This is a genomic window from Ruminococcus sp. (assembly GCF_016283395.1).
In genome coordinates this window covers 38,607-63,480 of the sequence record NZ_JAEEMU010000049.1, presented here as the reverse complement: position 1 = coordinate 63,480, position 24,874 = coordinate 38,607, and the positions used below count along the sequence as shown (strand labels likewise).

General features: G+C 45.7%; 26 protein-coding genes. 16 read left to right on the top strand and 10 right to left on the bottom strand.

The genetic code is table 11. The features are described from left to right. Positions 1-3: 3 nt before the first annotated feature. The 4 genes from trpC to QZZ41_RS12710 all read left to right on the top strand — a co-directional run bounded on the left by trpC (position 4) and on the right by QZZ41_RS12710 (position 3,427). Positions 4-780, top strand: coding sequence for an indole-3-glycerol phosphate synthase TrpC (gene trpC, locus QZZ41_RS12725; protein ID WP_295072799.1), 777 nt, complete (start codon positions 4-6; stop codon positions 778-780). 1 nt (position 781) lies between these two features. Then, positions 782-1,375, top strand: coding sequence for a phosphoribosylanthranilate isomerase (locus QZZ41_RS12720; RefSeq protein ID WP_295072796.1), 594 nt, complete (start codon positions 782-784; stop codon positions 1,373-1,375). An 85-nt stretch (positions 1,376-1,460) separates the two neighbouring features. After that, complete coding sequence (locus QZZ41_RS12715) at positions 1,461-2,438, top strand: GTP-binding protein (RefSeq protein WP_295072793.1); 978 nt, start codon at positions 1,461-1,463, stop codon at positions 2,436-2,438. 128 nt (positions 2,439-2,566) lie between these two features. Next, positions 2,567-3,427 carry a hypothetical protein gene (locus QZZ41_RS12710; protein WP_295072790.1) on the top strand — a complete coding sequence of 287 codons (861 nt, stop codon included), beginning with the start codon at positions 2,567-2,569 and terminating at the stop codon, positions 3,425-3,427. Between the two features lie 304 nt (positions 3,428-3,731). Here the strand turns inward: QZZ41_RS12710 and QZZ41_RS12705 are convergent, their stop codons facing one another. Beyond that, positions 3,732-4,466: a polysaccharide deacetylase family protein gene (locus QZZ41_RS12705; protein WP_295072787.1), complete on the bottom strand. Its 735-nt coding sequence runs from the start codon at positions 4,464-4,466 to the stop codon at positions 3,732-3,734. A 126-nt stretch (positions 4,467-4,592) separates the two neighbouring features. Between QZZ41_RS12705 and QZZ41_RS12700 the strand changes: the two genes are divergently transcribed. Further along, on the top strand, positions 4,593-4,859 hold the full coding sequence (locus QZZ41_RS12700) for a hypothetical protein (RefSeq protein WP_295072784.1): 267 nt from the start codon (positions 4,593-4,595) through the stop codon (positions 4,857-4,859). After that, positions 4,846-5,424 carry a hypothetical protein gene (locus QZZ41_RS12695; RefSeq protein WP_295072782.1) on the top strand — a complete coding sequence of 193 codons (579 nt, stop codon included), beginning with the start codon at positions 4,846-4,848 and terminating at the stop codon, positions 5,422-5,424. Before QZZ41_RS12700 ends, QZZ41_RS12695 begins: the two co-directional genes overlap by 14 nt. Here the strand turns inward: QZZ41_RS12695 and QZZ41_RS12690 are convergent. The 3 genes from QZZ41_RS12690 to QZZ41_RS12680 are packed head-to-tail and all read right to left on the bottom strand — an operon-like array spanning position 5,408 to position 8,217. Then, entirely contained in the window at positions 5,408-5,986 is a 579-nt protein-coding gene (locus tag QZZ41_RS12690; RefSeq protein ID WP_295072779.1) for a cyclase family protein, read from the bottom strand. The two genes, QZZ41_RS12695 and QZZ41_RS12690, sit on opposite strands and share 17 nt — an antisense overlap. After that, positions 5,983-7,164, bottom strand: a complete 1,182-nt coding sequence (locus QZZ41_RS12685; protein WP_074718005.1) for an iron-containing alcohol dehydrogenase — start codon at positions 7,162-7,164, stop codon at positions 5,983-5,985. Before QZZ41_RS12685 ends, QZZ41_RS12690 begins: the two co-directional genes overlap by 4 nt. 36 nt (positions 7,165-7,200) lie before the next feature. After that, entirely contained in the window at positions 7,201-8,217 is a 1,017-nt protein-coding gene (locus QZZ41_RS12680) for an SDR family oxidoreductase (RefSeq protein WP_295072867.1), read from the bottom strand. A gap of 530 nt (positions 8,218-8,747) precedes the next feature. Between QZZ41_RS12680 and QZZ41_RS12675 the strand changes: the two genes are divergently transcribed. The 6 genes from QZZ41_RS12675 to QZZ41_RS12650 all read left to right on the top strand — a co-directional run bounded on the left by QZZ41_RS12675 (position 8,748) and on the right by QZZ41_RS12650 (position 16,084). Beyond that, on the top strand, positions 8,748-9,308 hold the full coding sequence (locus QZZ41_RS12675; RefSeq protein ID WP_295072774.1) for a sigma-70 family RNA polymerase sigma factor: 561 nt from the start codon (positions 8,748-8,750) through the stop codon (positions 9,306-9,308). Between the two features lie 11 nt (positions 9,309-9,319). Beyond that, the gene (locus tag QZZ41_RS12670) at positions 9,320-10,552 is read left to right on the top strand and encodes a hypothetical protein (RefSeq protein ID WP_295072771.1); all 1,233 of its coding nucleotides are present in this window, start codon (positions 9,320-9,322) and stop codon (positions 10,550-10,552) included. A 417-nt stretch (positions 10,553-10,969) separates the two neighbouring features. Continuing rightward, positions 10,970-11,959, top strand: coding sequence for a diaminopimelate dehydrogenase (locus QZZ41_RS12665; protein ID WP_295072769.1), 990 nt, complete (start codon positions 10,970-10,972; stop codon positions 11,957-11,959). A 187-nt stretch (positions 11,960-12,146) separates the two neighbouring features. Beyond that, on the top strand, positions 12,147-13,289 hold the full coding sequence (locus QZZ41_RS12660) for a leucine-rich repeat domain-containing protein (RefSeq protein WP_295072767.1): 1,143 nt from the start codon (positions 12,147-12,149) through the stop codon (positions 13,287-13,289). A 332-nt stretch (positions 13,290-13,621) separates the two neighbouring features. Next, complete coding sequence (locus QZZ41_RS12655) at positions 13,622-14,434, top strand: hypothetical protein (RefSeq protein ID WP_295072764.1); 813 nt, start codon at positions 13,622-13,624, stop codon at positions 14,432-14,434. A gap of 75 nt (positions 14,435-14,509) precedes the next feature. Beyond that, positions 14,510-16,084, top strand: a complete 1,575-nt coding sequence (locus QZZ41_RS12650) for a tetratricopeptide repeat protein (protein ID WP_295072761.1) — start codon at positions 14,510-14,512, stop codon at positions 16,082-16,084. A gap of 419 nt (positions 16,085-16,503) precedes the next feature. Here the strand turns inward: QZZ41_RS12650 and QZZ41_RS12645 are convergent, their stop codons facing one another. From QZZ41_RS12645 to QZZ41_RS12620, 6 genes are all read right to left on the bottom strand, one after another. After that, positions 16,504-17,301: a GNAT family N-acetyltransferase gene (locus QZZ41_RS12645; protein ID WP_074717989.1), complete on the bottom strand. Its 798-nt coding sequence runs from the start codon at positions 17,299-17,301 to the stop codon at positions 16,504-16,506. Continuing rightward, entirely contained in the window at positions 17,298-18,302 is a 1,005-nt protein-coding gene (locus tag QZZ41_RS12640; protein ID WP_295072758.1) for a M42 family metallopeptidase, read from the bottom strand. Before QZZ41_RS12640 ends, QZZ41_RS12645 begins: the two co-directional genes overlap by 4 nt. Positions 18,303-18,304: 2 nt before the next feature. After that, positions 18,305-19,315, bottom strand: coding sequence for a M20/M25/M40 family metallo-hydrolase (locus tag QZZ41_RS12635; RefSeq protein ID WP_295072755.1), 1,011 nt, complete (start codon positions 19,313-19,315; stop codon positions 18,305-18,307). A gap of 76 nt (positions 19,316-19,391) precedes the next feature. Further along, positions 19,392-19,601: a hypothetical protein gene (locus QZZ41_RS12630; protein WP_295072752.1), complete on the bottom strand. Its 210-nt coding sequence runs from the start codon at positions 19,599-19,601 to the stop codon at positions 19,392-19,394. 1 nt (position 19,602) lies between these two features. Continuing rightward, complete coding sequence (gene trmB, locus QZZ41_RS12625; RefSeq protein ID WP_295072749.1) at positions 19,603-20,265, bottom strand: tRNA (guanosine(46)-N7)-methyltransferase TrmB; 663 nt, start codon at positions 20,263-20,265, stop codon at positions 19,603-19,605. Positions 20,266-20,438: 173 nt separating this feature from the next. Beyond that, positions 20,439-20,624: a hypothetical protein gene (locus tag QZZ41_RS12620; RefSeq protein ID WP_295072746.1), complete on the bottom strand. Its 186-nt coding sequence runs from the start codon at positions 20,622-20,624 to the stop codon at positions 20,439-20,441. A gap of 547 nt (positions 20,625-21,171) precedes the next feature. Between QZZ41_RS12620 and pyrR the strand changes: the two genes are divergently transcribed. The 4 genes from pyrR (at position 21,172) to QZZ41_RS12600 (ending at position 24,738) form a co-directional block, all read left to right on the top strand. After that, positions 21,172-21,693 carry a bifunctional pyr operon transcriptional regulator/uracil phosphoribosyltransferase PyrR gene (gene pyrR / locus QZZ41_RS12615; protein WP_074717979.1) on the top strand — a complete coding sequence of 174 codons (522 nt, stop codon included), beginning with the start codon at positions 21,172-21,174 and terminating at the stop codon, positions 21,691-21,693. A gap of 32 nt (positions 21,694-21,725) precedes the next feature. Next, positions 21,726-22,994: a dihydroorotase gene (locus QZZ41_RS12610; RefSeq protein ID WP_295072744.1), complete on the top strand. Its 1,269-nt coding sequence runs from the start codon at positions 21,726-21,728 to the stop codon at positions 22,992-22,994. A gap of 17 nt (positions 22,995-23,011) precedes the next feature. Next, the gene (gene pyrF / locus QZZ41_RS12605; protein ID WP_295072741.1) at positions 23,012-23,938 is read left to right on the top strand and encodes an orotidine-5'-phosphate decarboxylase; all 927 of its coding nucleotides are present in this window, start codon (positions 23,012-23,014) and stop codon (positions 23,936-23,938) included. A gap of 185 nt (positions 23,939-24,123) precedes the next feature. Next, positions 24,124-24,738, top strand: a complete 615-nt coding sequence (locus tag QZZ41_RS12600) for a hypothetical protein (RefSeq protein WP_295072738.1) — start codon at positions 24,124-24,126, stop codon at positions 24,736-24,738. The last annotated feature ends 136 nt before the right edge of the window (positions 24,739-24,874 follow it).

Below are 24,874 nucleotides of genomic sequence, written 5' to 3'. Positions count from 1 at the left end.
AAAATGACTATACTTGATAAGCTTGCCGACTATGCCCGTGAGCGTGTGGAGGCTGCTAAGAAAGATATTTCAGCAGATCATATAAAAAAGCTGGCACTTGAACTGCCAATGGGAAAGTTCGAGTTTGAAAATGCACTGAAAAAGGACGATATCGCTTTTATTTGCGAGTGCAAGAAGGCTTCTCCGTCAAAGGGAATAATAGCAGAGGACTTCCCTTATCTCGCCATTGCAAAGGAGTACGAGGCAGCAGGAGCTGACTGCATTTCCGTACTTACAGAGCCTAAGTGGTTTCTTGGAAGTAACGAATATCTCCGTGAGATAGCGTCTAATGTAAGTATCCCTTGTATCCGTAAGGACTTCACAGTCGATGAGTACATGATATACGAAGCAAAGCTTCTCGGCGCAAAGGCAGTTCTGCTCATATGCTCCATACTTACTCAGGAGCAGATAAGTGAATATATCGGCGTATGCGATGAGCTGGGATTATCAGCTCTCGTCGAAGCTCACGACGAAGCGGAGCTTCGCACGGCTGTTGCCGCAGGTGCGCGTATAATCGGTGTCAACAACCGTAATTTAAAGGATTTTTCTGTAGATACAGGCAACAGCCGCCGTTTGCGTGAGCTTGCTCCCGCAAACGTGAGCTTCGTCTCCGAGAGCGGAGTTCAGTCCGCAGAGGATATAAGGCTTCTTCGTGAAGCAGGAGTCAACGCAGTTCTCATAGGCGAGACTCTTATGCGCGCAGCCGATAAGAAAGCGAAGCTTGCTGAGCTGAAAGGATAATATGACAAAGATAAAGATGTGCGGACTGCGCAGAGAAACCGATATTGAATATGCAAACAGGATAAAGCCCGAGTATATCGGCTATGTATTTGCAAAGTCCAGTAAGAGATATGTACAGCCGGAGACTGCTGCCGAGCTTACGAAAAAACTTGACAGCAGTATAACACCTGTGGGAGTATTCGTAAATTCTCCCATAGAGGACGTTATCGACATAGTCCGCAGCGGTGCAATAAGAGATGTACAGCTTCACGGGGAAGAGAGCGAGGATTACGCAGCGGAACTAAAAAAGCTCGGGATATGCGTCATACGCGCATATAAAGTACGCTCGGAAGCCGATATAAAAGCCGCTGAAAGCAGCTGTGCGGACTATGTGCTGCTTGATTCGGGACAGGGCTCGGGCGAGACCTTTGACTGGTCAATCATCGGTGAGATAAAACGTGAATACTTCCTTGCAGGCGGACTTACAGCTGCAAATGTTGCAGATGCTGTGAAAACGTTCCGACCTTATGCAGTGGACGCAAGCTCCTGCCTTGAGGTGGACGGCTTCAAGGACTTCGACAAAATGAACGCCTTTGCACAGGCAGTCAGAAAATGAATGAACTGCTTCCTGAATATTCAGATATACATTTGACTTGAATGAGCCGATATGTTATACTGAAATATGAAGGAGGCAGTTCTTTATGACAAAAATAGACCTGATAACGGGAATACTCGGTTCGGGAAAGACCACGTTCCTGATGAAATATGCGCGGCATTTCATAGATAAAGGCGAGAATATCGCCATTCTTGAAAACGATTTCGGTGCTGTAAATATAGATATGATGATATTGCAGGAGCTTAAATGCGACAACTGCCGCCTTGAAATGATAGCAGGGGGCTGCGATGCGGACTGTCACAGGAGGCGCTTCAAAACCCAGCTCATATCTCTCGGTATGCAGCATTTTGACCGTGTACTTGTTGAGCCTTCGGGTATATTCGATATGGACGAATTCTTCGACATACTGCATGAGTCCCCACTTGACAGGTGGTTCGAGATAGGCAGCGTGCTCACCATTGTAGATGCGGAAATGGAAGAGCAGCTTTCTGAGCAAATGGAATATCTCCTCGGCTCAGAGGCAGCCTGCTGCGGAAAGCTTATTCTCAGCAAGCTTGGAAATATAAAGAACGAAACGGCTGAGCAGGCTGCTGAGCGTATTTTATCTCACGTTAATCATGCTCTTGAAAATATACGCTGTGACCGCCGACTGACTATGCGTGATATGATAGCTAAAGACTGGGAGACTTTTGACGATGATGACTACAAGCTATTCAAAAATGCAGGCTATCGCGGTTCGAGCTATGTGAAGAAGTTCAGCCCCGAGGATATACAGAGCTCGGTACACTATTTCATGCATATAAATATTGACAGGAACGAGATATCGCCGCTTATCGAAAGGATAATGAACGATGAGAGCTGCGGCAGTATATTCAGGATAAAGGGGTCTCTGCCAATAGAAGGGGGCTGGCTGAAAGTCAACGCTACCCGTGAAAAGACAGAGATATCCCCTGTAGATGAGGGACAGCCCGTGCTTATCGTCATTGGCGACGGTATTTCACGCGAACGTATAGACGAGCATATTATGCCGCTGAATACCGACAAAGAATATGTTTCAATATAAAGAAAGCGCACTGTTCATCAGTGCGCTTTGCTATTTCACGCAAAATCATGGAGCTGCATATAATATTACCGAGGGAGGGGACTCCCTCCCTTAATACGGCGGTCAGCCGCCATATGGAGGATATTATTATGGCAACATTCTATAATCAGGCAACTCTTTCCTACAACGGAACAGTTGCAAGTTCAAATATAACAGCAGGCGAGATACTTGAAGTGCTTTCAGTATCTGTCAATGCAGTTCCCGACATTTATTCACAGGACAGCAAGAATGTGTATATGGTAAGTATTGTTAATACAGGTTCGAGCTGCTATAACGGACTTACAGTCACAGATAATTTAGGCGAGTACACCTTCGGCGAGACAGGCGGCACAGCTGTTCCGCTGACCTACAATGAGGGTACTCTCTGCTATTATGTAAACGGTGTACAGCAGGCAGCCCCTGCCGTAGTTTCACTTTCACCGCTCACAGTTACAGGTATAAATGTACCTGCAGGCGGCAATGCAATGCTGGTATATTCAGCAGATACTAACGGATTTGCTCCTCTTGGTGCAGACGGTGAGATAGTAAACACAGTTACAGTAAGTGGTGCAGGTTTTGAACCTGTTTCAGCTTCAGAGACTATTTCCTACACCGAGGGTATAGACCTTGCTATCAGCAAGTCACTGAGTCCTGCGGCTGTAGAGGAGAACGGTGAAGTGACCTATACCTTTGTAATACAGAATTTCGGAACAAATGCCGCAGAAGCTGCTGACAATGTAGTATTCAGCGATACCTTTACTCCTGCACTCAGCGGACTTACAGCCGAGTTCAACGGCACAGCATGGGTATCAGGCACAAACTATGCTTACGATACTGCAACAGGTGTGTTTACAAGCCTTGACGGTCAGGTGACAGTACCTGCCGCACAGTTTGTGCAGGACGAAACGACAGGCGAGTGGACAACACAAGCAGGCGTAAGCACACTTGTTATCAAGGGCAGACTGGCATAAAAACGCGAACGGTATAATGTTATTGTTCAGATAGAGATATTATATACACTATTGAGGGAGACCCTTTTGAAAAAGGGTCCTCCCTCAAACTCCCTCCCTAAAACTTCTGGTTTTATTTTTTCTCAGATAGGGCACGCTCTGTATAATTACAGGGCTTATTGGTTATCGGCGTGCCCTATCTGAGAAAAAAACAGCTAAAAAGTCTTTGGAAAGGGGTTCGGGGAAGAACCTTTCCTCAGAAAGGTTTTCCCCGATAATTGCATATATACTTCTATATGAGCAGTACAACTATACGTCCCCGTTTTTATACAGTATACCCTTTGGCGCGGAAGTTGTCGATAAGGTCGCCGAGTATTTCGGCGTTGGTAGCAGATACCGAGTGGAGCAGGAGTATCTCTCCGCCGTGAGCCATATCCGTGAGCTTTTTCAGTCCTTCGGCAGGATTGGGCTGAGCGTCTGTGTTCCAGTCCACGTAGGCACTGCTCCAGAACAGTGACTTATAGCCGCATTCCTTTATGATTTCGAGAGCGTGTTCTGAATATTCGCCGCATGGACAGCGAAAGTACTGCATCTGATAGCCGTAGTTGTTCAATACATAGTCATGGAGCGACATTATCTCTTCTTTAGCGTTTTCATCGCAAAGAGTCGGCAGACTTGCATGAGTCATGCCGTGATTGCCGAGGATATGCCCCTCGTCTATCATACGTTTTACAAGAGCGGACTCTGTTTTTGCATAAGAGCCTGTGAGGAAGAATATAGCCTGAACGTTTTTCTCTTTCAGGGTATCGAGTATCTTTGCGGTATAACCGTTTTCATAGCCCTGATCAAAGGTGATGATTATTCTGTTCTCGTCCTCCGACAGGGCGAAGGCATCAAGGTCGCCGAATCGGCTGTTGAACTGTACTGCGTCAACGGGACGGTTCTTTTCATCGACAGCCGTACCCTGACCGTAACCTATTTTGGTATTGTCAGCAGCCACAACGGCTGTACAAGGCATAACGGCAGCGGTAAGCAGTGCAGCAGGAATATTTATCTTCATTTTTTGTACCTCTGATTTAGTTGCGGATAATTCCGCAAGACTATTATATACCTCGTTTTCAGAAAAAAACGTGGATTTTTTTGCATTTTTTCATTTTTTTCGCATATTTTTTACAGAGGTGATATTATGGGAAATGAAGAAAAAGCCGAGCAGGACACCACAGAGGAGCTTCTCGATACATACGAAAGGAAACGAAAAAACAAAACCGATGACGTTATAGCTACGCAGGCTGTATTATGCATAATTTTGGCAGTAATGTTCTGCTGCGGCAGGTTTTTTTATCCCGAAATAACAGAAGCTGTATTCACCAGACTGAAAGGACTTGCATCAGACAGCAGCTATGTTATAGTCAATCCTATTGACCTGCTGAGGGAAGTAATTGATAAGCATTAGAATATGTGGAGCAGCTGTACGTGTGCATTTTTCGTTTTTGGTGTTCAATGCTCTGATATTCCTTATGCGCAGCAGCGGACTTGTCCTGAGCTTTTACGCTGTATGCCTGCTTCACGAAGCAGGTCATCTCACAGCTTTGAGACATACAGGCGGCAGTATATCCACAGTTGATGTAAGCGGAGCAGGGATAGTCATAGGGACGCAGAAAGGCGGCAGAGTCACAGACAAAAGCAGACTATACGTACTGCTTGCAGGACCTGCCGCCAATATTCTCTTATATGTATTGCTGAGTATATGCGGATATCACGGGAGTTTTGCACAGCTCAACCTTATCGCTGCCGTATACAATATGCTGCCTTACCGCAGTCTCGACGGCGGAGCAATAATATCACTGCTTTCATTGGGGACTGTCCGTGAAAGAGCAGTCATGCATATCCTCACTGCCGTTAAACTGTTTATGATAGTTCTTTCGGCAGCCGCAGTATATTATTGCGGACGTGAAGCATTTCCGCTCCTTGCCGCAGCAATAGCGCTGTTTACAGGCGATATCACTCGAAGTCCATAAGCACGGCGCGGACGGGAGAGCCGTCCAGACCTGCCATTTTCAGCGGAAGTGCCGATAGGAAGTAATCTCCCACGGGTACAGCCGAGAGGTCGAGATTTTCGATGATATATACTTCTGCGCCAAGTAGAATTCGGTGTATCTGAGCGATAGTACCCTCTGTGCCCACAGTCATGCCCTCAACGCCTAATGTCAGAAGTTCGCAGCTTACTATTTCCGCTGCACTTTCGGGGGTAACGATGATATTGCCCTTAATAAGCAGCCTTTTCACATCAGGTTCTGACATACGGCGTATATCCTCAGGTGTAAGGCTGCCATTATGTTCAGCAACTCTGCACCTGCCTATGCATCGGGATAATTCCACCTCAGCAGCGTCCTTGCCCTCTGGTATGAAGTGTCTCGGCGCGTCAGCGTGAGTCCCCGTATGACCTGTTATGCTTATCTTTGTGACCTGATATACATCGGGTACAGGCTTATTGAAGCCCATATGCACCGATTTTTCGGGAACAGGGTCGCCGGGGAATGTGGGAGTGGAGAACATCTCCCTTGATATATCGTATATCATAAGCCTGCGTTAGCTGCGATACGATAGATAGATGCAATATCCTGAGCAGAAAGGTGAACGAAACCTCCTGTTTTGCCGTCGCCTATGCCGAACTTTCTGACAAGCTTAGGTATATCGTCCTCTTTGGCACCAAGCTGCTCGAAGTTTATAGGCATACCGATACTGTGCAGGAAGCTTCTGAAGCAGGCGATACCCTCGAGCGCAGTCTCGTCGGGGAATTCAAAGTTCATCTGACAGCCCCATACGCGGACAGCCATCTGAGCAAATCTCATAACATCGTGCTTGTATACGAATTCCATCCATGCAGGCATGATAACGGCAAGTCCTGCACCGTGAGCGCAGTCATAGAGAGCCGACAGTTCATGCTCGATAGCGTGGCTGTTCCAGTCCTGACTTCTTCCAACACCGACAATATCGTTATGAGCAACAGTACCTGCCCACATTATATTTGCACGGGCGTCATAGTTGTCGGGCTGAGCGATAGCACGGGGAGTTTCCTTTATCATAGTAAGGAGAACAGCTTCGCAGAGACGGTCTGTTATCTCGACTTCACGGGTATTGGTGAAATAGCGCTCGAAAACGTGAGCCATGATATCAGTAGCACCGCAGGCTGTCTGATAAGCAGGGAGAGAGCAAGTAAGCTCGGGGTTGAGGATAGAGAAGCGCGGACGGAGCAGGTCAGAGCCTACATCACGTTTAAGGCAGCCCTCCTCCTTTGTTACTACAGAAGCTCCCGAACCTTCACTGCCTGCCGCAGCGATAGTGAGGACAGTACCAACGGGCAGAGCCTTTTCAACGGTCTTGCCTGTGCCGTAGAAGTCCCAGAAATCGCCGTCATAAGGCACGCCCAGAGCGATAGCCTTAGAAGAGTCTATACACGAACCGCCGCCTACTGAAAGGATAAAGTCAACGCCTTCCTTGCGGCATAATTCGATGCCCTCATAGATAAGAGTATCACGGGGATTTGGCTTAACGCCGCCGAGCTCTGTATAAGCGATGCCGCTTGCTTCCAGCGAAGCCTTTACTCTGTCGATAAGTCCCGATCTTACAGCCGAACCCGAGCCGTAGTGTATAAGGACTTTAGTTCCGCCGTATTTACTTACCATTTCTCCTGTTTTTACTTCTGAATCTCTGCCGAAAATGAATTCAGTCGGACTGTAAAACTGAAAATTTTCCATAGTGTAATTCCTCCCTTTTAATAAGTATAATATGTCTCAGTTTAAAAAATCGTTTTTAGCCTTTTCCATAGCAGCGACTATTTTATCGCACCATTTATCGAATTCGGGATCATCGATCTGACATTCCCTGTGGTCGAGGATGTATCTCACAGTAGTCCTGATGCCCTGATCTGCACGTACAGTTGCCTTGAAATCTGGTACTGCGCGTTTTATCTTTGAGTTGTCGAAAATAACTGTACAAGCCTTGTCGCCGAGGAGAGTTCCCTCAAAGTCGTAAGGACCTACAGCATTGAGCCAGTCTGAAGATACGTGACAGGCTTTCAGCTCCACACCAAGCTCATCGGCGATGATAGAGTATATCTGATCCCAAGTGACGCTCTCGTCAGATGTAATATGGAAAGCCTGACCTATAGCGTGGATATTTCCGATAAGTCCCACGTAAGCCTTTGCGAAGTCGCTATTGTGGGTGATAGTCCAGAGTGAAGATCCGTCGCCATGAATGATAACGGGCTTGCCCTCCATTATACGCTTCACCACCTGCCAGCTTCCATTGTCGCCGTGGACTCCCAATGGTACCGATCTTTCATCGTAGGTGTGGCTGGGACGGACTATAGTTACAGGAAATCCGTTTTCGCGGTACTGCTTCATAAGGTATTCCTCACAGGCTATCTTATCCCTTGAATACTGCCAGTGCGGATTGGAAAGGGGAGTGCTCTCTGTGATAACGCAGTCTGAAAGGGGCTTCTGATACGCAGAAGCAGAGCTTATATAGATGTACTGCTTTGTTTTTCCGTTGAAAAGGCGGAAGTCACGTTCGACCTGTGCAGGTACGAAGCCTATGAATTCGCCAACGCAGTCGAAGCTCATACCCTCAAGCGTTTTTGCAGTTGCAGCCTCGTCTGATATATCACACTGAATAGTTTTTACTCCCTCGGGGAGCTGTTCATTTCGCGAGCCGCGGTTAAGGAGAATGACTTCATGTCCCTGCTGTGCAAGGAGTTTTGTTACAGCCATACTGATAGTGCCTGTGCCGCCGATAAGTAGTATCTTGATAGTTTTTCACCTCTTTTTATTATTTTTGTCTAATGCGCTAAAGTGTTGGAACCATTATAACACAAATTTATTAAAAAAGCAACCTTTTGCAAGGAGAAAAGTATCAAATTTATTGTTTATAATATAAATTCTTGCACTTAAAAATAAAAAATGCTAAAATGGTGTTACACACTGTGTATCACTTGCGTTACTATAAGTGAAGAACAGATCTGATCTAAAAAAACAGTCCCAACGGACTTGAAAAATTTTTCAAAAAATGTGTTACACATGATAAACGCGATGCGTTACTATAGTTGAAAGACAGATCTGATCTTAAAACAGTCCAAACGGACACGAAAAATTTTTCAAAAAATTGTGTTACACATGATAAACGCGATGCGTTACTATAGTTGAAAGACAGGTCTGATCTTAAAACAGTCCAAACGGACACGAAAAATTTTTCAAAAAAATGTGTTACACATGATAAACGCGATGCGTTACTATAGGTGAAGAACAGATCTGATCTTAAAAAAATACAAAGGAGAAAGCATATGACTGATAATGAGATATTGAGTCTGATGCGTGAAACACCGCCGCTGGGACAACGTGCTCTTTTTGATAAATATTACAGTTATGTATATTCAATAGTGAACAGGATAATAAGTGGATTTGGCAGTACTGATGATTCGGAGGAATGTGTTATAGATGTATTTGCCTCGGTCATGATGAAGCTCAGACCTGATGATGAATGTTCATTGAAGTCATATGTAGGTACAGTGGCAAGAAATGCTGCAATAAGCATGAGACGTTCACTGGCGGCAAAGACGGGCAGAAACGTATCCGCAGACGATGAAAGCATGGCAGAGATAGCAGATGAAGAGGACATCGAAAAAAATACCGACAAGTCTGAAACATCAGAGCTTCTGCTCAGCAAAGTGTCCGAGCTTGGGCCTCCTGATTCCATAATAATTATTCAGAAGTATTACTACGAAAAAAGCTCTAAGGAGATAGCCGAAATGGTAGGACTTAATCCGACGGCAGTAAGAATGCGCTGCGGACGAGCCATGAAGCGGCTGAAAAAGATCCTTGAAGCTGACGGTATAACTCTTTAAGGAGGGTAAATATGAATAATAAAAAGAAAATAATAGATACCCTTCGCAGTGCGGATAAAGCATCCGTTGAGAGACTCATGGCGGAGGAAGCTAAGAAGAATGAGATATTTGCAAAGGCACAGCGCAGAGCAAATATTGAGCATAACGAATACACAGACGTCGTTAGCGGCGTTGAAAAGTACGAGAGGAGAATTAGTATGACAAAAATAGCAAGCATAGCTGCAGCAGCAGTATTATTAGTAGGTTCGATCGGTGGAGGAGCATATCTTTTCAGAAATAACAGCGAACCAGGTATTCCTGAGCCTGTATTGAATGAGGTTACTACAGATGTTACAAACACATCAACAACTGTTATAGGAACAGGCACAGGTACAGAAAAGACAGGTAAAACTACAGTTACAACATCAGTAACTACAGTAAATACAACTGTTGCAGGTGATGCAAAGGTAACAGAAAAGGCAACAGAAAAGACTGCATCAAACGGAGAAAAGCAGTCTGAGAAGAAATTCAGCGTAACTAAGGAAGAGCTTAAAGAAAGAGCTGATGTCCTGACTGAAAAGGTATTTTTTGATAAGTTCTCAGCTGAATACAGCTATACTATTATGCATAATGAATACCGTCCGAAGCCTGAGACAATGGTAGGCAAGATATATCTTGACAATACAACTCTTACAGCATCCGGAGAGCAAAATGTTTATTACGATGATAAGCTGATAAGATCAGAGCTTTATGCAATAAAGGATAAGAATGAACTCTATGCCATAGAGTATTTAGCAAGGGATATGGATTTGGTAAATACCGGTTATATATTCCTGGATGCTCCTGATAAAAAGTATGGTATTTCTTCTGTCTATGGCTTTGGAAGCTGGTATGATACCAAGGTAACTATAAATACAATACCATGCGGCACAAATATTACTGACATTCTTAATAGTGATGATTGGGAGATAACAGGCGAGAGAACAGAAAACGGAAGAACTATCGTCAGCATAAGCGGACACGGAGAAGGATATGTTAATTATGATTATACAGCTGAAATTGATGCGGCAACAGGTATAACACTTTCTTATGAGATCCATGAAGAAGATGGAACTCCGAGCACAATATTCAAAGCCACAAATTATAAGTTTGATGATGAAGCAGAGGAATTCAAGACACCTTCTGACATAATGAAAGAAATTAAAAACGGCGGATACAACAAGCAGAATGACGATGACATGAATATTGAGGAACTTAACTGGTAAGAAATCAAGCTCAGTTTATGAACTCCATATAGCAGAAAGACTTCCCGAAAAGGGAAGTCTTTCTTTATGTCTATGGTGGTATTAGTTGGCGAAAAAAAATTATGTATTGCACGTCCGTATCGTGTTTGATATATGTTTAGGACAACCGATGGTCGTTCCTACAGCGCAGAGCCTGCGCCCCCTGCCCGCGTTGCGAGCTGAACGCCGCCCATACTACTTTCTACTCACTAATCACTACTCACTTTTGGGACGTCGGGGTGCGCCGTCCCCTACTATGCACTATGCACTAATCACTATGCACTTAAACTAAGTTCTAAATTTATAAATTTAATGCTTTACAACTATGAAAAAAGGTGCTATAATGTTCATAGGCTGTGTTCAAAGGCGAGTACGGCAAATCAAAGGAGGTATTTCCAAATGGAAAAAGTCAGAATAGGTATTTTAGGTTACGGCAACCTCGGCAGAGGCGTTGAGCTTGCTATCCGTCAGAATGATGATATGGAGCTTGCAGGCATATTCACACGTCGTGATCCGAATACAGTAAAGCCCCTTACAGCAGGTGCAAAGGTATATAATGTTGCTGATGCTGAGAAAATGGCAAAAGATATAGACGTATTGATAATCTGCGGCGGAAGTGCTACAGATCTTCCTAAGCAGACTCCCGAAATGGCTAAGCTCTTCAATGTTATCGACAGCTTCGATACTCACGCAAGAATTCCTGAGCATTTCGCTAACGTTGACAAGGCTGCAAAGGAAAGCGGTCACCTCGCTTTCATCTCTCTCGGCTGGGATCCGGGTCTTTTCTCACTTAACAGACTCTATGCTGAGTCGATCCTTCCTAACGGCAAGAGCTATACATTCTGGGGCAAGGGCGTAAGCCAGGGTCACTCAGATGCTATCCGCCGCGTAAAAGGCGTTAAGAGAGGTATCCAGTACACTGTTCCGATAGAATCAGCTATGGAAGCTGTCCGCAGCGGAAGTCAGCCTGAGCTCACAACTCGTCAGAAGCACCTCAGAGAGTGCTGGGTAGTTCCTGAGGAGGGTGCTGATCTCGCACAGATCGAGAACGATATCAAGACTATGAAGAACTACTTCGACGAGTACGATACAACAGTAAACTTCATCAGCGAAGAGGAATTTGATGCTAAGCACAACAAGATGCCTCACGGCGGCTTCGTTATGAGAAGCGGTCTCACAGGTGACGGTGAAAAGACTCACCAGATGATAGAGTATTCACTCAAGCTCGAGTCAAATCCTGAGTTCACAGCAAGCGTACTTATCTGCTATGCAAGAGCACTTGCAAGACTCAAGGCTGAGGGCGCAACAGGCTGCAAGACTGCATTCGATATTGCTCCTGCATACCTTTCTAAGCTCAGCGGTGAGGAACTCAGAGCTTCAATGCTTTGATAAAAAATACGTTTTACAAAAGAGCCATTTTTTAAGTGGCTCTTTTACTTTATGTATATGCAATTATACCAAACAACAGTAAGCGGTTCTGTATATTTTGTGATATTTGCTTTAGTTTTATTGACATATCTGCCCATACGTGGTACAATTATTTTATAAAAGAAGCTTTACAGGGGGGATAATTATTATGGCTAACGTAAATGCTATTTGTACAAGCTGTAACAAAACTGTCGAGGTAGACAACACAAAAGATGCGTGGGTATGTCCCTATTGCAGTACTCCGTTCATTGTTTCAAAAGCGGTAAACAAGTATAAGGCACAGCACAAGGACGTTGCCAAAAAGGTAAAAGCTGTAAAGAAGCACAGTTCCGATTTTGTTGTTACCGATGGCGTTCTTACCGAATATAAAGGAGATTCTGAGGATATCACTATCCCCGGAGAAGTGCGCAAAATAGGCAAGCACGTTTTTGAGAACAACACCACTCTAAAAAATATCACTATCCATGATAAAGTTGAAGAGATCGGTGCATATGCTTTCCGCGGCTGTACCGCACTGGAGGAGATAAAGCTCCCTGACAGTATAAATTCTATTGATATATGGGCTTTTCGAGGCTGCACAAGCCTTAAAAGCGTTGTAGTACCGCCTCATATGAGAGCAATATCAGACTGCCTCTTTGCAGACTGTTCAAGCCTTACTTCCGTGGAGCTCCCCGAGCCTATCGGCAGTATCGGTTCATTCGCTTTCTCAGGCTGTAAAAATCTCGAAGAAATAAACATACCGCAGTATGTTTCTACTATCGGAAAATACGCTTTCTCAGGCTGCGAAAAGCTTGAAAAGGTCAATATCCCCGAGGGCGTGTCTCTTGTTGAGGAGTGTACTTTCGCCAACTGCACTGCTTTGGCTGCTGTTGGACTGCCGAGAACTATCAAGTCTATCGGTGCATCTGCATTCCAGAACTGTGTATCACTGCGCGATATCGAGCTTCCCGGCGGAATACTCAGCGTTGACGGTTTCAGCGGCTGTACAGGTCTGAGAGCCTTTACAGTTCCGGGCGGTGTTTCGTCTATCGGCGATTTCAGCGGCTGTACCAACCTTGAAAAGATAACTCTGCCTGCTTCACTCAAGAAAATAAGCGGCGGCTTCAATAACTGTCCGAAGCTCCTGAGCATCGCTTGGCCTAATCTTGCGGACAATGCTTCAAACTTCCCCGCTTACTATGAGACAGTTGTCGCAAGCAGAAAGACCGCAGGTAAATGCGTCTACTGCGGAGGTGACTTCAAGCTCATCTCAAAGACCTGCAAACTCTGCGGCAAGAAAAAAGACTATTGATATATCAGTCCCGAAGGTTCAGACTTTCGGGACTTTTTTCGTGTCAGCGGAACGCCGATGGCGGCGTTCTCTACTACTTCACTCATGGGCTGTCGAGGACGCCAGCCCCTACAGTGCGGAACTGCATTTCTTTCGGACGCGCAATGCGCGTCCCTACACTACTTACTACTTACTACTCACTACTCACTTGTGAAACGCCTTTTAATTCCGAATTCCGCATTCAGAATTAAAACCGCCGCCCCAACAATTCTGCTCACAAAATTGCAGATTATCTATTGACTCATTCTCCTTTTGGCGGTATAATGTTTATATATTGTTTTAAGGAGAGACATATGACACCTATTTCAAAAATCATCGTTGCTGCCGCTGTTTGTGCGATATCTGCTTCTATGTGGAGCTGCGGTGATAAAAAGAAAACGGACAGCTCAGATAAAAATGAAACTACCACAAGCTCGTCCGCCGAAACAACAACTGATGTAACAAGTACTTCCGAGAAGGAAACCACAACTGCTTCGGATAAAACAACAGAGACTACTGTATCTTCTGCTGAGACCTCTGCTGCTCAGACTACCACTACAGCAGCTACTACAGAAAAGCCAAAGGAAACAGAGAAAAAAGCTGAAGAAGCTCCGCAAAAAGGCTATAGCAGCAGTTTTGAAGCCGCTAAGGCTTACTACAATGCATACCTCACATCAAATGCAGATGCAGTATATGATATGTTCTGCTCAGAGGAAATGGAAGGATATTTCGCTTACCTCGGCACTACAGACCTGCTGCAGGGCAAGAACGCTCAGGTAGTTTTCAAACGCTCAAACGTTGTAAACGCTATAAAGCAGTCCATGAAAAATATACATGACATCATGGCTGAGAAGTCTGATGTTCCTGCCGATAAATGGACTACCTCATTAAGCGAGGATCTTCTGAAAGCAACAGGCGAGAACGAGCTGAACGACTTTAACAAGACTCTCGGCACTAAGTTCACAAGTGCTGCGGACTGCGGTATGGTATATTACAAAGACGGCAACGACGAACACAACTTCATCGGCAACGGCTGCGCTTTTGTAGAGCTTGACGGCAGGTGGTATCTTTCATATACCAGTATCATGCACAGCGAGCTTATAACATATTTAGAAGATATATTCTGACAAAGGGCGGAACTCCGCCCTTTTCTGATAAAAGCTCAGTGTCTGACTCATAAACCTATCAGGAGGATAACATTTATGGATAGCAAAACTCTCAGTGATACCTCTCAGGCTGTCAAGCAGGTAGTTGACAGATTTGGCATAGAAATACTCGATGACCATAAACGCTTCTGTTCAGCTTTTGCCGATTTCGCACCAAAGCTCTCCAAGGAGAACAAGGCTTTCTTTGTGGCTCTCAGCGAGAATATCGGAAGTATTTTCATACGCGAGAACGATGACGTTGCAGCAGGCAATAAAAATCCCGAAGATGTTATGCAGCGCGCGATCAGGGATATAAGCGAATATCTCAACAACGAAAAGGCTGAGCTCGTTGCAAGAAGCATCGCAGCAGCTCTGGGCTGGAAAACAGCTATGCCCGAAGAAAAAACTCAGGATAACAGCGATGAGACTGTCTCCTATGGCAGCTCTGCTTCTCTTATCGAGGATCTTTTCAAGCGCGCTCAGAACGGTGATAACGATGCCTGCTTCAATCTGGGCGAACACTTCTTCTACGGACGCGGTGTAAAACAGGATTACGCAAAGGCTGTAAAATGGTACATCATGTCCTCGGACCGCGGAGATTGCAGCTCTCAGAAAAAGCTGGCTGACTGCTATTATCTCGGTCAGGGTACTGAAAGAAATATCGCAAAGGCTGCTCACAGATACGAGCAGGCTGCCGAGCAGGGCGATTACGACTCACAGAAGGCTCTTATAAAATGCTATATGATCGGTGGAAACGGACTGCTTGCCGATACTAAAAAGGCTGAATACTACTCAAAAAGATACAATATCCCCATAAGCCGCGGTACTACAGAGGATATACTCCAGAACGCAATGGCAGGCATACCCTCTGCGCAGTTCAAGCTTGGAAATATGTACCTTCACGGTACAGGCGTGGAAAGATCTCCCGAAACTGCTGTTACGTGGTTCAAAAAAGCTGCCGACCAGAACTATCCTGCTGCTCAGTTCAACTTAGGCGTGTGCTACTACTACGGTATCGGCGTGCAGCGGGACCGTATAACCGCAGTTAACCTGTACAAAAAGGCTGCTGACGGCGGAGACATGGACGCACTCAACAATCTTGCAGGCTGCTTTATGCGCGGTGAAGGCACTCACACCGACCAGTCCGCAGCAGCAAGGTATTACAAAAAAGCTGCCGAAAGCGGTCTTGCAAAGGCTCAGTATAATTACGGCGAATGCTGCTTCAACGGCTTTGGAGTTACAAAGGATGCAAGAGAAGCCGTTAAATGGTTCAAGGAAGCCGCTATACAAGGCGATCCTGACGGACAGTTCTCATACGGCTGGTGCCTCCGTGACGGCCTTGGCTGTCTGAGGGATCATATCCTTGCTAAGGATATGTTTGAGAAAGCCTCTGCCCAGCGTCATACAGCTGCGCAGAAAGCTCTGGGTTACTGCTATGCCAATGGCACGGGGACTCCGAAAAATTTTGCATCTGCCGCAGACCAGTTCGCAAAGGCAGCTGCCGCAGGAGACAAGGAAGCCGCAAAGGTGCTCGTTGCCTGCTATAAATACGGCGGAGACTATCTGGCAATAAATGAGGCAAAAGCTCATCACTACGCAGATCAGTACAGTCTCGATTACGATATGATATGAGCAGCTGTTAGTGATAAGTAAGGGCGGATATTATCCGCCCTTTTTAATTTGCAATGCGTAATTTGTAATTAATGTGCCGTAAGCGATGTACGAGTATGGGTGTTGATAAGAGTGAGCGAGTTTACGAGCGGCAACCGAGCTGACTCAGCTCGCAACGTGGGCAGGGGGCACAGGCTATGCGCTGTAGGGACGACCATCGGTCGTCCGTTTAACCCGTAACTGTTATGTATGCTATAACTATATGTAGCGACTGCCTTGGGCAGTCCGAAGATACACGGACGAACTGTAGGGGCGAGTTCCGCTCGCCCGTAAATTACACATAAACTCCATATGACACACTGTATGGGCGGATAATATCCGCCCGTTGGCAAAAAACAGGGACGACTTACGGTCGTCCCTGCATTACTATTATATAGTTTTCATCTTTCTTCAAGTCGTCCCTTAGCTGCGCTGTCCTTTTCGATGTCGATACGTTCGAGGACTATCTCGCGTCCTGCGATGCGGAAGCCTATTTCGGTATAGAAGCTTACGCGGACGTCAAGAGCCAGCAGGTATGCACGTTTTCCCAGTCCGTTGAAGAATTTGGCAAGCCATTTGAGAAATTCTCTTGCATAGCCTCTTCCGCGGGCAGCTGTATTTGTAGCTACCTGACCGATGAGGACTGTGCTGCCGATATCGAACACGGCAGAAGCTGTGGTAGAGTTGCGGTAGGTGAATACTCTGCTGATACCGTGGCGGCATCTGTGAGAGGTATCGGTGTACCACAGTGAAAAGTCGGCGATATTCGGAAATCCCTCGCTGAGTATCTTGTATACATCGGGAAGATTGGGGTTGAACTCAACGTGCTCCTCGATAGCTTCAAGTGGAGTATCATCGGGGATAAGCTCGAAGATAGTGCGGTTGAGCACCTGATACCTTTCGGGTATCTTTATGCCTTCGAGTATCTTCTGATCGCCCTCGATACGGAAAGGCACGTTCATACTGACGAAAAGGTCTATCTCCTCATTGGGTTCGAGTTTTCCGTCGCCGCATATAATAAGCGTGGAATTTATAATGAACATGAATCCGATACCCGTCTCATCAGTTATCTTGTAGAAACGGCAGAATTCATAATTCGGACCATAGGCTCTCATATATGCAAGCATTTTTTTGCCTGAGAGTGTCTTGTTGAGCAGTACGCGGTCGAGCTCGTGCTCATGTTCGATAAGTGTTATCATAATTCGGGTATCCTTCTGGCGAGAATTTTAACAAGCTTGTATGAGCTTTCAAGGTCAGACATTTCGATGACTGACGAAGGGGAGTGCAGGTATCTGCAAGGAACGGATATAGCGATAGTGCGCACACCGCTGCCGCTTATGTGTATCGCACCCGAGTCGTTTCCGCCTGCTATCATGGTTTTTGTCTGGCAGGTAGCGATATCGAATGCCAGCTGATAGAGCTCCTTGTCGTAGATAGTGCTTCTGTCCATAAACGATACAACAGGACCGTTACCGAGTACGCAGACGCGCTTTGCACCTGATACTCCGTCGATATCTGCTGCTGTAGTAGCTTCAAGGACTATAGCAAAGTCGGGAGCTACCGAGAAAGCCGAGACAGTCGAGCCTCTCAGACCTATCTCCTCCTGCACGTTGAAAACGAAATATGTATCGTATTCAAGCTTTTCATGGAGCAGCTTTATCATCATAGCGCAGCCTGCGCGGTCATCAAGAGCCTTTGATTTTACGCGGCTGCCGCCCAGCTCGGTGAATTCAGAGTCGAAGAAAACACTGTCTCCGAGGGATACGTATTTTTCGGCTTCTTCCTTGCTTTCGGCACCGATGTCAATGTAAAGGCTGTCCACCTCGGGAGCTTTGTCCCTGTCCTCCTTGCTGAGATTATGTACAGCAGTCGAGCCGACAACACCGCTTATGCGGTCCTTTCCTATGCGTACCTGTCTGCCGATGATAACAGACGGGTCTATACCGCCGACGCAGTTGAACGAAAGAGTACCGTCAGCACGGATATAAGTCACCATAAGACCTACCTCGTCCATGTGAGCGCATATCATAAGCTTTTTCTTTGGCTTTTTTCTGCCCTTCTTGAAGCAGATAAGGTTGCCGAGATTATCTATACTGTAGTCGCAGACCAGCTTTATCTTGCTGATTATGAGGTCACGTACAGCATTTTCATCGCCTGAGATACCATCAGTCAGGCAGAGTTCTTTCAGAAGATCTTTCATGTTCAGCCCTCCTTGATGAATGCTGCTAAGAGCATAGCGGTCATTTCGACATCTGACATATCTATGACCTCAACAGGCGTATGCATATTTCTCAGAGGTATGGAAACAGTGCAGGTTTTTGCGCCGTTTCTGCTTACGGAATAACGGTCTGCATTTGTAGAAGTCAGACCGCACATAACTTCCTTCTGATAGGGGATACCTGCGCTTTCGGCAGTATTTATGAGCTTGTCGCTTATTTCTCTTGAAAGTGACGGAGAAAGTCCGATCATAGGACCTTTTCCGAGATATCCGCACTTGCTTTCTTCTTCGCCTATAGCATAAGCGAAGCTCACGTCCACAGCAATAGCGATATCCGGAGCGAGTGAGAACGCGCCTATCTTTGCGCCGCGTTCACCGACTTCCTCCTGAGTCGAGAATATAACAGTAACATTGTAAGCGGTCTCATATCCGCTAAGGAGTTTAAGAGTGTACAGCAGGGCTGCAACACCGCATCTGTCATCGAGAGCACCGCCTGTAATGCGGCTGCCGATGAGCTTGCGGCAGGATACATCGAATGTTATGGTATCGCCCTGAGCAATGACCTGATACAGTTCATCTTTGGTCATGCCTGTGTCAATGGCAACATCTTCGATACTGAGCACCTTGCTGCTGCCGTTTGAAAGATGAGGCGGAACGGAGCAGATAACGCCCTTTACGTCCTGCTTTCCGTGAATGATAACGGGCTGTGCAGGGAGAAGTCTGCGGTCTATGCCGCCGATATTTCCCACCTTGACGAAGCCTTCATCGGTTATATAGGTAACGATGAAGCCTACCTGGTCGATATGCGCGTCAAGTACAAGTGACGGCAGACCTTCGCGGTGAGTACCGAAATGTCCGATAACATTGCCGTTTTTGATCTCGGCATCGGGACAGTATTCGCGCAGCATACTCAGTGCGAGGGCTGCGGCATTCTCTTCATTTCCCGAAGCACCCACAGACTCCGAGAGAGAGATTACGGTTTGTGTAATATCCATTGCAATAACTCCTTTCATATAAAATTGATCTCAAAAGTTCAGATATACACATAAAAGAAAAGACGATATGCGAGCGTCATTTCTTTTTCTTCTTGATCTTTTGCTTCATCAGGAATAAACCTGTGAGAGCGGCTGCCTTTGCAGCAGTCTTAGCCACTTTTTTCACATCAGTCTTTGTTCTGATATTCTGCGGCACTTCCTCGGTAACGCCGAGATTGCCCTTGCCTGCGGTCTTCATAGAACCGCCCTCGATATGGAAGATACCGAGATCCTTCTGAAATTCCATATTAGTCCTCCCTGACAGGCTCTGCAATGAGGAATTTTATCTTCTTGCCCTCATCGGTAAACATTTTCTCGTGTTCCGTTACGAAATTCTCATAGGGACTTTCCGCATGGAGGTCGAAAGTCTTGTATTTTATCCTGAAGCCTGCTTCCTCGAAGTATTCAAACGACTCCTCAAAAAGCTCGTCATCGTCTGTCTTGAACCAGAGCTCGCCTCTGAGAAATTTCTTATAGTTGATAAGCTGGCGTGTATGTGTAAGACGGCGTTTCTTGTGCTTAGCCTTTGGCCACGGATTGCAGAAGTTGATATAAATACGGTCAGCACGGTCGTTTTCGTCCCATGCGAGTTCAAGACGCTCGATATTCTGTATAGCTATGCGTACATTGTCGGGAGAAGCACCTTTTTCCTCGTATGCAGATTCCAGCTTGCGCTTTGCGAGGACCAGCATCTCGTTCTTGATATCCATAGCGATGAAGTTGACCTCAGGGTGAGCAGGAGCAGCCTGTGATATAAAGCCGCCCTTGCCGCAGCCAAGCTCCACATAGAGCGGCTTGTCAGGCTCTGCGAAAAGCTCACGCCAGTGACCTATCTGCTTCTGGGGTTCATGTATATAAAAAGGGCAGGCTTCCAGTTCGGGCTTTGCCCATGGTTTATGACGAATTCTCATAAATTACCTCCAAATGAATTCATAAAATAATTATATCATATATTGTCGCATAAATCAACGTTAAGAGAGAATAATTTCATATTTTATCTATAAATATCAAACATTGCAATAATTGAAGTAAAAAAATAAATCCGAAAGCAGCTGCACATGAACGCTTTCGGATTTCTGTGTTATTACTTCTTTCGCGGATATTCCTGTATACGGCTCACATAGTCGATGTTGACCAGCTGCTTCTTGCCCTTTTTGTCCTCCACTTCGATCCAGTTTTCTTCGACCTTTGTAACAGTGCCTTCGACACCTGTGGAATAACCGTAAAGGAGCACATTCTTGCCGATAAAGCTTTTTATAAGTTCGTTCATAGTTAGACCTCCGAGTTTTCTTTTATTGCGATTTTGTTTTGCCATCTTTACCTGACGTATTTTTCTTGCGTTGGCGGCAGGGATTATGCAGCAGCAAAGGATGATTATAAACCATAAATACCAAAAAGACATAAGATACCTCCTTTGCGGAAAGTTTTTGATATTACGGTAATTACTGAACATCAAATGTGATCACAGACCTAATAGACCTATGAAAAACAGAATGATCAAAGGTAATATACCAACATAATTCATAAGCTCACTCCTTTACAATAATTTTTGATGATACGGTCTTTTTATACTGATGTTATTATATCACTTTGCAGATATTTTGTCAATTGATAATAAAAATGCTGAAATGACTGGACAAGTTAAAGAGTATGTGTTATAATAGATGTGTTATTTGGAAACTACCCTTTAAATCCGATCCCGTGAGGTCGGCAAGGCGCGTTATTTGATACTATAACTATATCTCTAACTATAGCTATAACTATAAGTATGCTCCCTGCCGAAGCGGGGAGCATTTTTTGTTGAAAGGAGAGCCTGTATGGATACAAAGCGCATTATCATGGACGATAAAGCGGTCAACAGAGCCATTGCACGTATCTCATACGAGATAATCGAGAGGAACAAGGGTACGGAAGATCTTTGTGTCGTTGGTATCTTTTCAAGGGGAGTGCCTCTTGGCAGGCGTATCGCAGCAAAGCTTTCCGAGCTTGAAAAAAATGATGTGCCTTTCGGAGCACTTGACATAACTCCTTACCGCGACGACAGCCGTTCGGCAGGAGAAACTGAAAAGACCGATATCCCTTTCGATATAACAGACAAGAACGTTATCATAGTCGATGACGTTATATTTACGGGAAGAAGCTCCCGTGCTGCCATAGATGCACTTATAAAGCGCGGCAGACCGCGTACTATACAGCTTGCGGTACTGGTTGACCGAGGACACAGAGAGCTCCCCATACGTCCCGATTATGTGGGCAAAAATCTTCCTACCTCTCACAGTGAAGTCGTAAAGGTCTCCGCAATGGAGATAGACGGCAGCGACGGAGTTGCCATATACTGAACCAATATACACAATACGAAAGCGAGGTAATCATGTCTCAGATACTTATCAAAAATATCCGTGCAGTCGATACAGAAACGGATATGACAACAGATGTGCTGATAAGCGGCGGCAAAATATCAAAGCTGGGGAATAATATCTCAGCAGAAACAGACAAGGCAATAGACGGCACAGGGCTTGTGCTCATGCCCTCACTCTTTGATATGCACGTTCATTTCCGCGACCCTGGGCTTACTCATAAGGAGGATATCCTTACAGGCTGCTCTGCTGCACTTGCAGGCGGAGTTACGGGAGTACTTGCGATGCCGAATACAAAGCCGCCATGCGATAACCCCGAAACTATACGCTACATAATCGACAAGGCAGAGGGCACGGGAGTTGAAGTATATCCCGTAGGCTGCATCACAGGCGGAATGAGCGGAAACGGTCTCTGCGACTACGAAGCTTTGAAAGCCGCAGGCTGCATATGCATATCCGATGACGGCAGACCTGTTGAAAATGCTGAGATGATGAGAAAAGCACTTGAGCTTTCAAAAGAGAACGGGCTTCTTGTTGCTTCACACTGCGAGGATCTGAGCATTATAAACGGCGGCATTATGAACAAGGGCGAGACTTCCGCAAAGCTTGGTGTCAAGGGTATGGACAGAGCTTCCGAGGACTACATAACCGCACGTGAGATGATACTTGCTTCTTCAGTTGATGCCCGTATCCATATATGCCATGTTTCCACCGAGGGAAGTGCGGCGATGATACGCTTTGCAAAGTCAAGGGGAGTAAAGGTCACCTGCGAGACTGCTCCGCATTACTTCATGCTTACGGATAAGCTTCTTGAAAAGCGTGATGCGGACTACAGAATGAATCCGCCTCTCAGAACTCCCGAGGACGTAAAGGCTATCATAGAAGCCGTAAAGGACGGCACTATCGACTGCATAATCACAGACCATGCACCTCATGCAGCCGAGGAAAAAGCTGATTTCGAGAAAGCTCCAAACGGAGTTGTGGGACTTGAAACATCTCTTGCCGCAACTCTTACCGCACTCTATCATACAGGCGAGATAAGCCTTAACAGAGTAGTGGAGCTCATGTGTGCAAATCCGCGAAAGCTTCTGGGTCTTGAAGTGCCTGCCATAAAGGAAGGCAGCACAGCAGACCTTGTGATCGCGGACATAAATAAAAAATGGACAGTAGTGCCCGAAAAGCTCCATTCAAAATCGCATAACACCGTATTCAAGGGCATGGAACTTACAGGAAAGCCTCTCGTTACTATATCAAAGGGCGAGATAAGATATAATGAAATGTAAATACAGGAGGAAAACATATGTCATTTGACAGACTTATCGAAAAGATAATCGACCTTAAAAACCCTACAGTGGTAGGTCTTGACCCTAAGCTGGAATATGTTCCCGAATTCATTCAGCGTCGTTATCTCGACAGTGACGGCTGGACATTAAAGGCTGCTGCAAAGGCAATATTCGACTTTAATCAGGCTATCATAGACGAGATACATGATATAGTACCTGCTATCAAGCCACAGGCTGCTTACTACGAGATGTACGGTCACTACGGCATCAGAACTCTTGAAAAGACTATCCGATATGCAAAGCTCAACGGTATGTTCGTAATGACAGACGGCAAGAGAAACGATATCGGTGCAACAATGGAAGCTTATGCTACTGCACATCTTGGCGTAACTTCTGTAGGCGAAAATCAGCTTGAAGCTTTCGGCGCAGATGCTCTCACAGTAAACGGCTACCTTGGCACAGACGGTATCGAGCCTCTCCTTAAAGTATGCCGCGACCGCGACAAGGGCATATACGTACTTGTTAAGACTTCCAACCCCTCATCAGGTGAGCTTCAGGATATGAAGCTTGCCGACGGACGCACTATCTACGAGTGCATGGGTGATATGTGCGAGAAGTGGGGCGAGGATACACGCGGAAAGTACGGTTATTCCGCAGTAGGTGCAGTTGTAGGTGCTACATATCCCGAAATGCTTGCAGAGCTTAGAAAGAGACTCCCTCACACTATGTTCCTTGTTCCAGGCTACGGCGCACAGGGCGGCGGAGCAGAAGGCTTAAAGGGCGGCTTTGACGAGAACGGTCTTGGAGCTATAGTAAACTCCTCACGCGCAGTAATGTGTGCATACAAGAAGGAAGGCTGCGACGAGAGAGAATTCGCAAAGGCAGCAAGAAGAGAAGTTATCCGCATGAGAGACGATATCTGCCAGTATATCAATCTCAAGTGAGTAGTGAGTAGAAAGTAGAAAGTAGGGGACGGTGACTCCCTGTAGTACAGGGAGATGTCAGCAAAGCTGACAGAGGGTCGCGGCTCCTGTTGGGAGTCCTCGACGTCCCGTTCCCGACGAGATAAATAACACGAACAAAACTGTAGGGCGAGTTCCGCTCGCCTGTGCGTTACAGATAAAGCATTATGAAAAAGAGTTTTTGTGTATTTGTTATAGCTTTGATCTGCATGAATAGCTGTGGAAATATAAATGCTGAAAATGGAAATGTCATAGACTCGATCGCTGAAACTACTATTACAACCGAAGTATCAAGCAAGGAGAAAACTATGTTTACATTCAGAAATGCAACAAAAGATGAAGAAAATGAAATGAGAAAAGTCCAATACGGCGGAGAGTGGATATACGAAACAGGAACAGCTGGCGAGGAAGAATATGCACTTTTTCTTGGAAAGGTCATGGCATGTTTCGGAAAAAACGATTCACTGAGCGATGATTGGGAATGTATGTATTCATATCCGATCACGGCTGAGGACGAAAACGGAAACAAATATCTTGTGGAGATATACCATGGTTCAGGTGGACCTTCCTATTCGATACCGATAGAGCAAAGCGGTCTGAATGTTCCTGATTATGAGCAGGCTGCAAAGGAGCTTGTAAAGTTTATTGAGAGCGCAGAGCCTGCGGACTATGAGTGGGAAAGCATATATGCAGATATACCTGCAAGAATTAAGTACATTATCAAAGACGGAAAAGTTACAGTCGAAAATGAGATAATGGATTTTGAAGAGCTTGGATTGTAAATCATGATCCAAGCAGGGCGGATATCATCCACCCGCAAGGATACAAATGATTTCCGCGTAAGCGGACACAATAATTCCGAATTCCGCATTACGAATTCCGAATTAAAAAAACGTCCTCTCCACAATGGCGTGGAAC

Bases quoted from the DNA above. Each gene is read 5' to 3' on its own strand.
- trpC (WP_295072799.1), top strand. From the start codon at position 4: ATGACTATACTTGATAAGCTTGCCGACTATGCCCGTGAGCGTGTGGAG.
- QZZ41_RS12720 (WP_295072796.1), top strand. From the start codon at position 782: ATGACAAAGATAAAGATGTGCGGACTGCGCAGAGAAACCGATATTGAA.
- QZZ41_RS12715 (WP_295072793.1), top strand. From the start codon at position 1,461: ATGACAAAAATAGACCTGATAACGGGAATACTCGGTTCGGGAAAGACC.
- QZZ41_RS12710 (WP_295072790.1), top strand. From the start codon at position 2,567: ATGGCAACATTCTATAATCAGGCAACTCTTTCCTACAACGGAACAGTT.
- QZZ41_RS12705 (WP_295072787.1), bottom strand. From the start codon at position 4,466: ATGAAGATAAATATTCCTGCTGCACTGCTTACCGCTGCCGTTATGCCT.
- QZZ41_RS12700 (WP_295072784.1), top strand. From the start codon at position 4,593: ATGGGAAATGAAGAAAAAGCCGAGCAGGACACCACAGAGGAGCTTCTC.
- QZZ41_RS12690 (WP_295072779.1), bottom strand. From the start codon at position 5,986: ATGATATACGATATATCAAGGGAGATGTTCTCCACTCCCACATTCCCC.
- QZZ41_RS12685 (WP_074718005.1), bottom strand. From the start codon at position 7,164: ATGGAAAATTTTCAGTTTTACAGTCCGACTGAATTCATTTTCGGCAGA.
- QZZ41_RS12675 (WP_295072774.1), top strand. From the start codon at position 8,748: ATGACTGATAATGAGATATTGAGTCTGATGCGTGAAACACCGCCGCTG.
- QZZ41_RS12670 (WP_295072771.1), top strand. From the start codon at position 9,320: ATGAATAATAAAAAGAAAATAATAGATACCCTTCGCAGTGCGGATAAA.
- QZZ41_RS12665 (WP_295072769.1), top strand. From the start codon at position 10,970: ATGGAAAAAGTCAGAATAGGTATTTTAGGTTACGGCAACCTCGGCAGA.
- QZZ41_RS12660 (WP_295072767.1), top strand. From the start codon at position 12,147: ATGGCTAACGTAAATGCTATTTGTACAAGCTGTAACAAAACTGTCGAG.
- QZZ41_RS12655 (WP_295072764.1), top strand. From the start codon at position 13,622: ATGACACCTATTTCAAAAATCATCGTTGCTGCCGCTGTTTGTGCGATA.
- QZZ41_RS12650 (WP_295072761.1), top strand. From the start codon at position 14,510: ATGGATAGCAAAACTCTCAGTGATACCTCTCAGGCTGTCAAGCAGGTA.
- QZZ41_RS12645 (WP_074717989.1), bottom strand. From the start codon at position 17,301: ATGATAACACTTATCGAACATGAGCACGAGCTCGACCGCGTACTGCTC.
- QZZ41_RS12640 (WP_295072758.1), bottom strand. From the start codon at position 18,302: ATGAAAGATCTTCTGAAAGAACTCTGCCTGACTGATGGTATCTCAGGC.
- QZZ41_RS12635 (WP_295072755.1), bottom strand. From the start codon at position 19,315: ATGGATATTACACAAACCGTAATCTCTCTCTCGGAGTCTGTGGGTGCT.
- QZZ41_RS12630 (WP_295072752.1), bottom strand. From the start codon at position 19,601: ATGGAATTTCAGAAGGATCTCGGTATCTTCCATATCGAGGGCGGTTCT.
- trmB (WP_295072749.1), bottom strand. From the start codon at position 20,265: ATGAGAATTCGTCATAAACCATGGGCAAAGCCCGAACTGGAAGCCTGC.
- QZZ41_RS12620 (WP_295072746.1), bottom strand. From the start codon at position 20,624: ATGAACGAACTTATAAAAAGCTTTATCGGCAAGAATGTGCTCCTTTAC.
- pyrR (WP_074717979.1), top strand. From the start codon at position 21,172: ATGGATACAAAGCGCATTATCATGGACGATAAAGCGGTCAACAGAGCC.
- QZZ41_RS12610 (WP_295072744.1), top strand. From the start codon at position 21,726: ATGTCTCAGATACTTATCAAAAATATCCGTGCAGTCGATACAGAAACG.
- pyrF (WP_295072741.1), top strand. From the start codon at position 23,012: ATGTCATTTGACAGACTTATCGAAAAGATAATCGACCTTAAAAACCCT.
- QZZ41_RS12600 (WP_295072738.1), top strand. From the start codon at position 24,124: ATGAAAAAGAGTTTTTGTGTATTTGTTATAGCTTTGATCTGCATGAAT.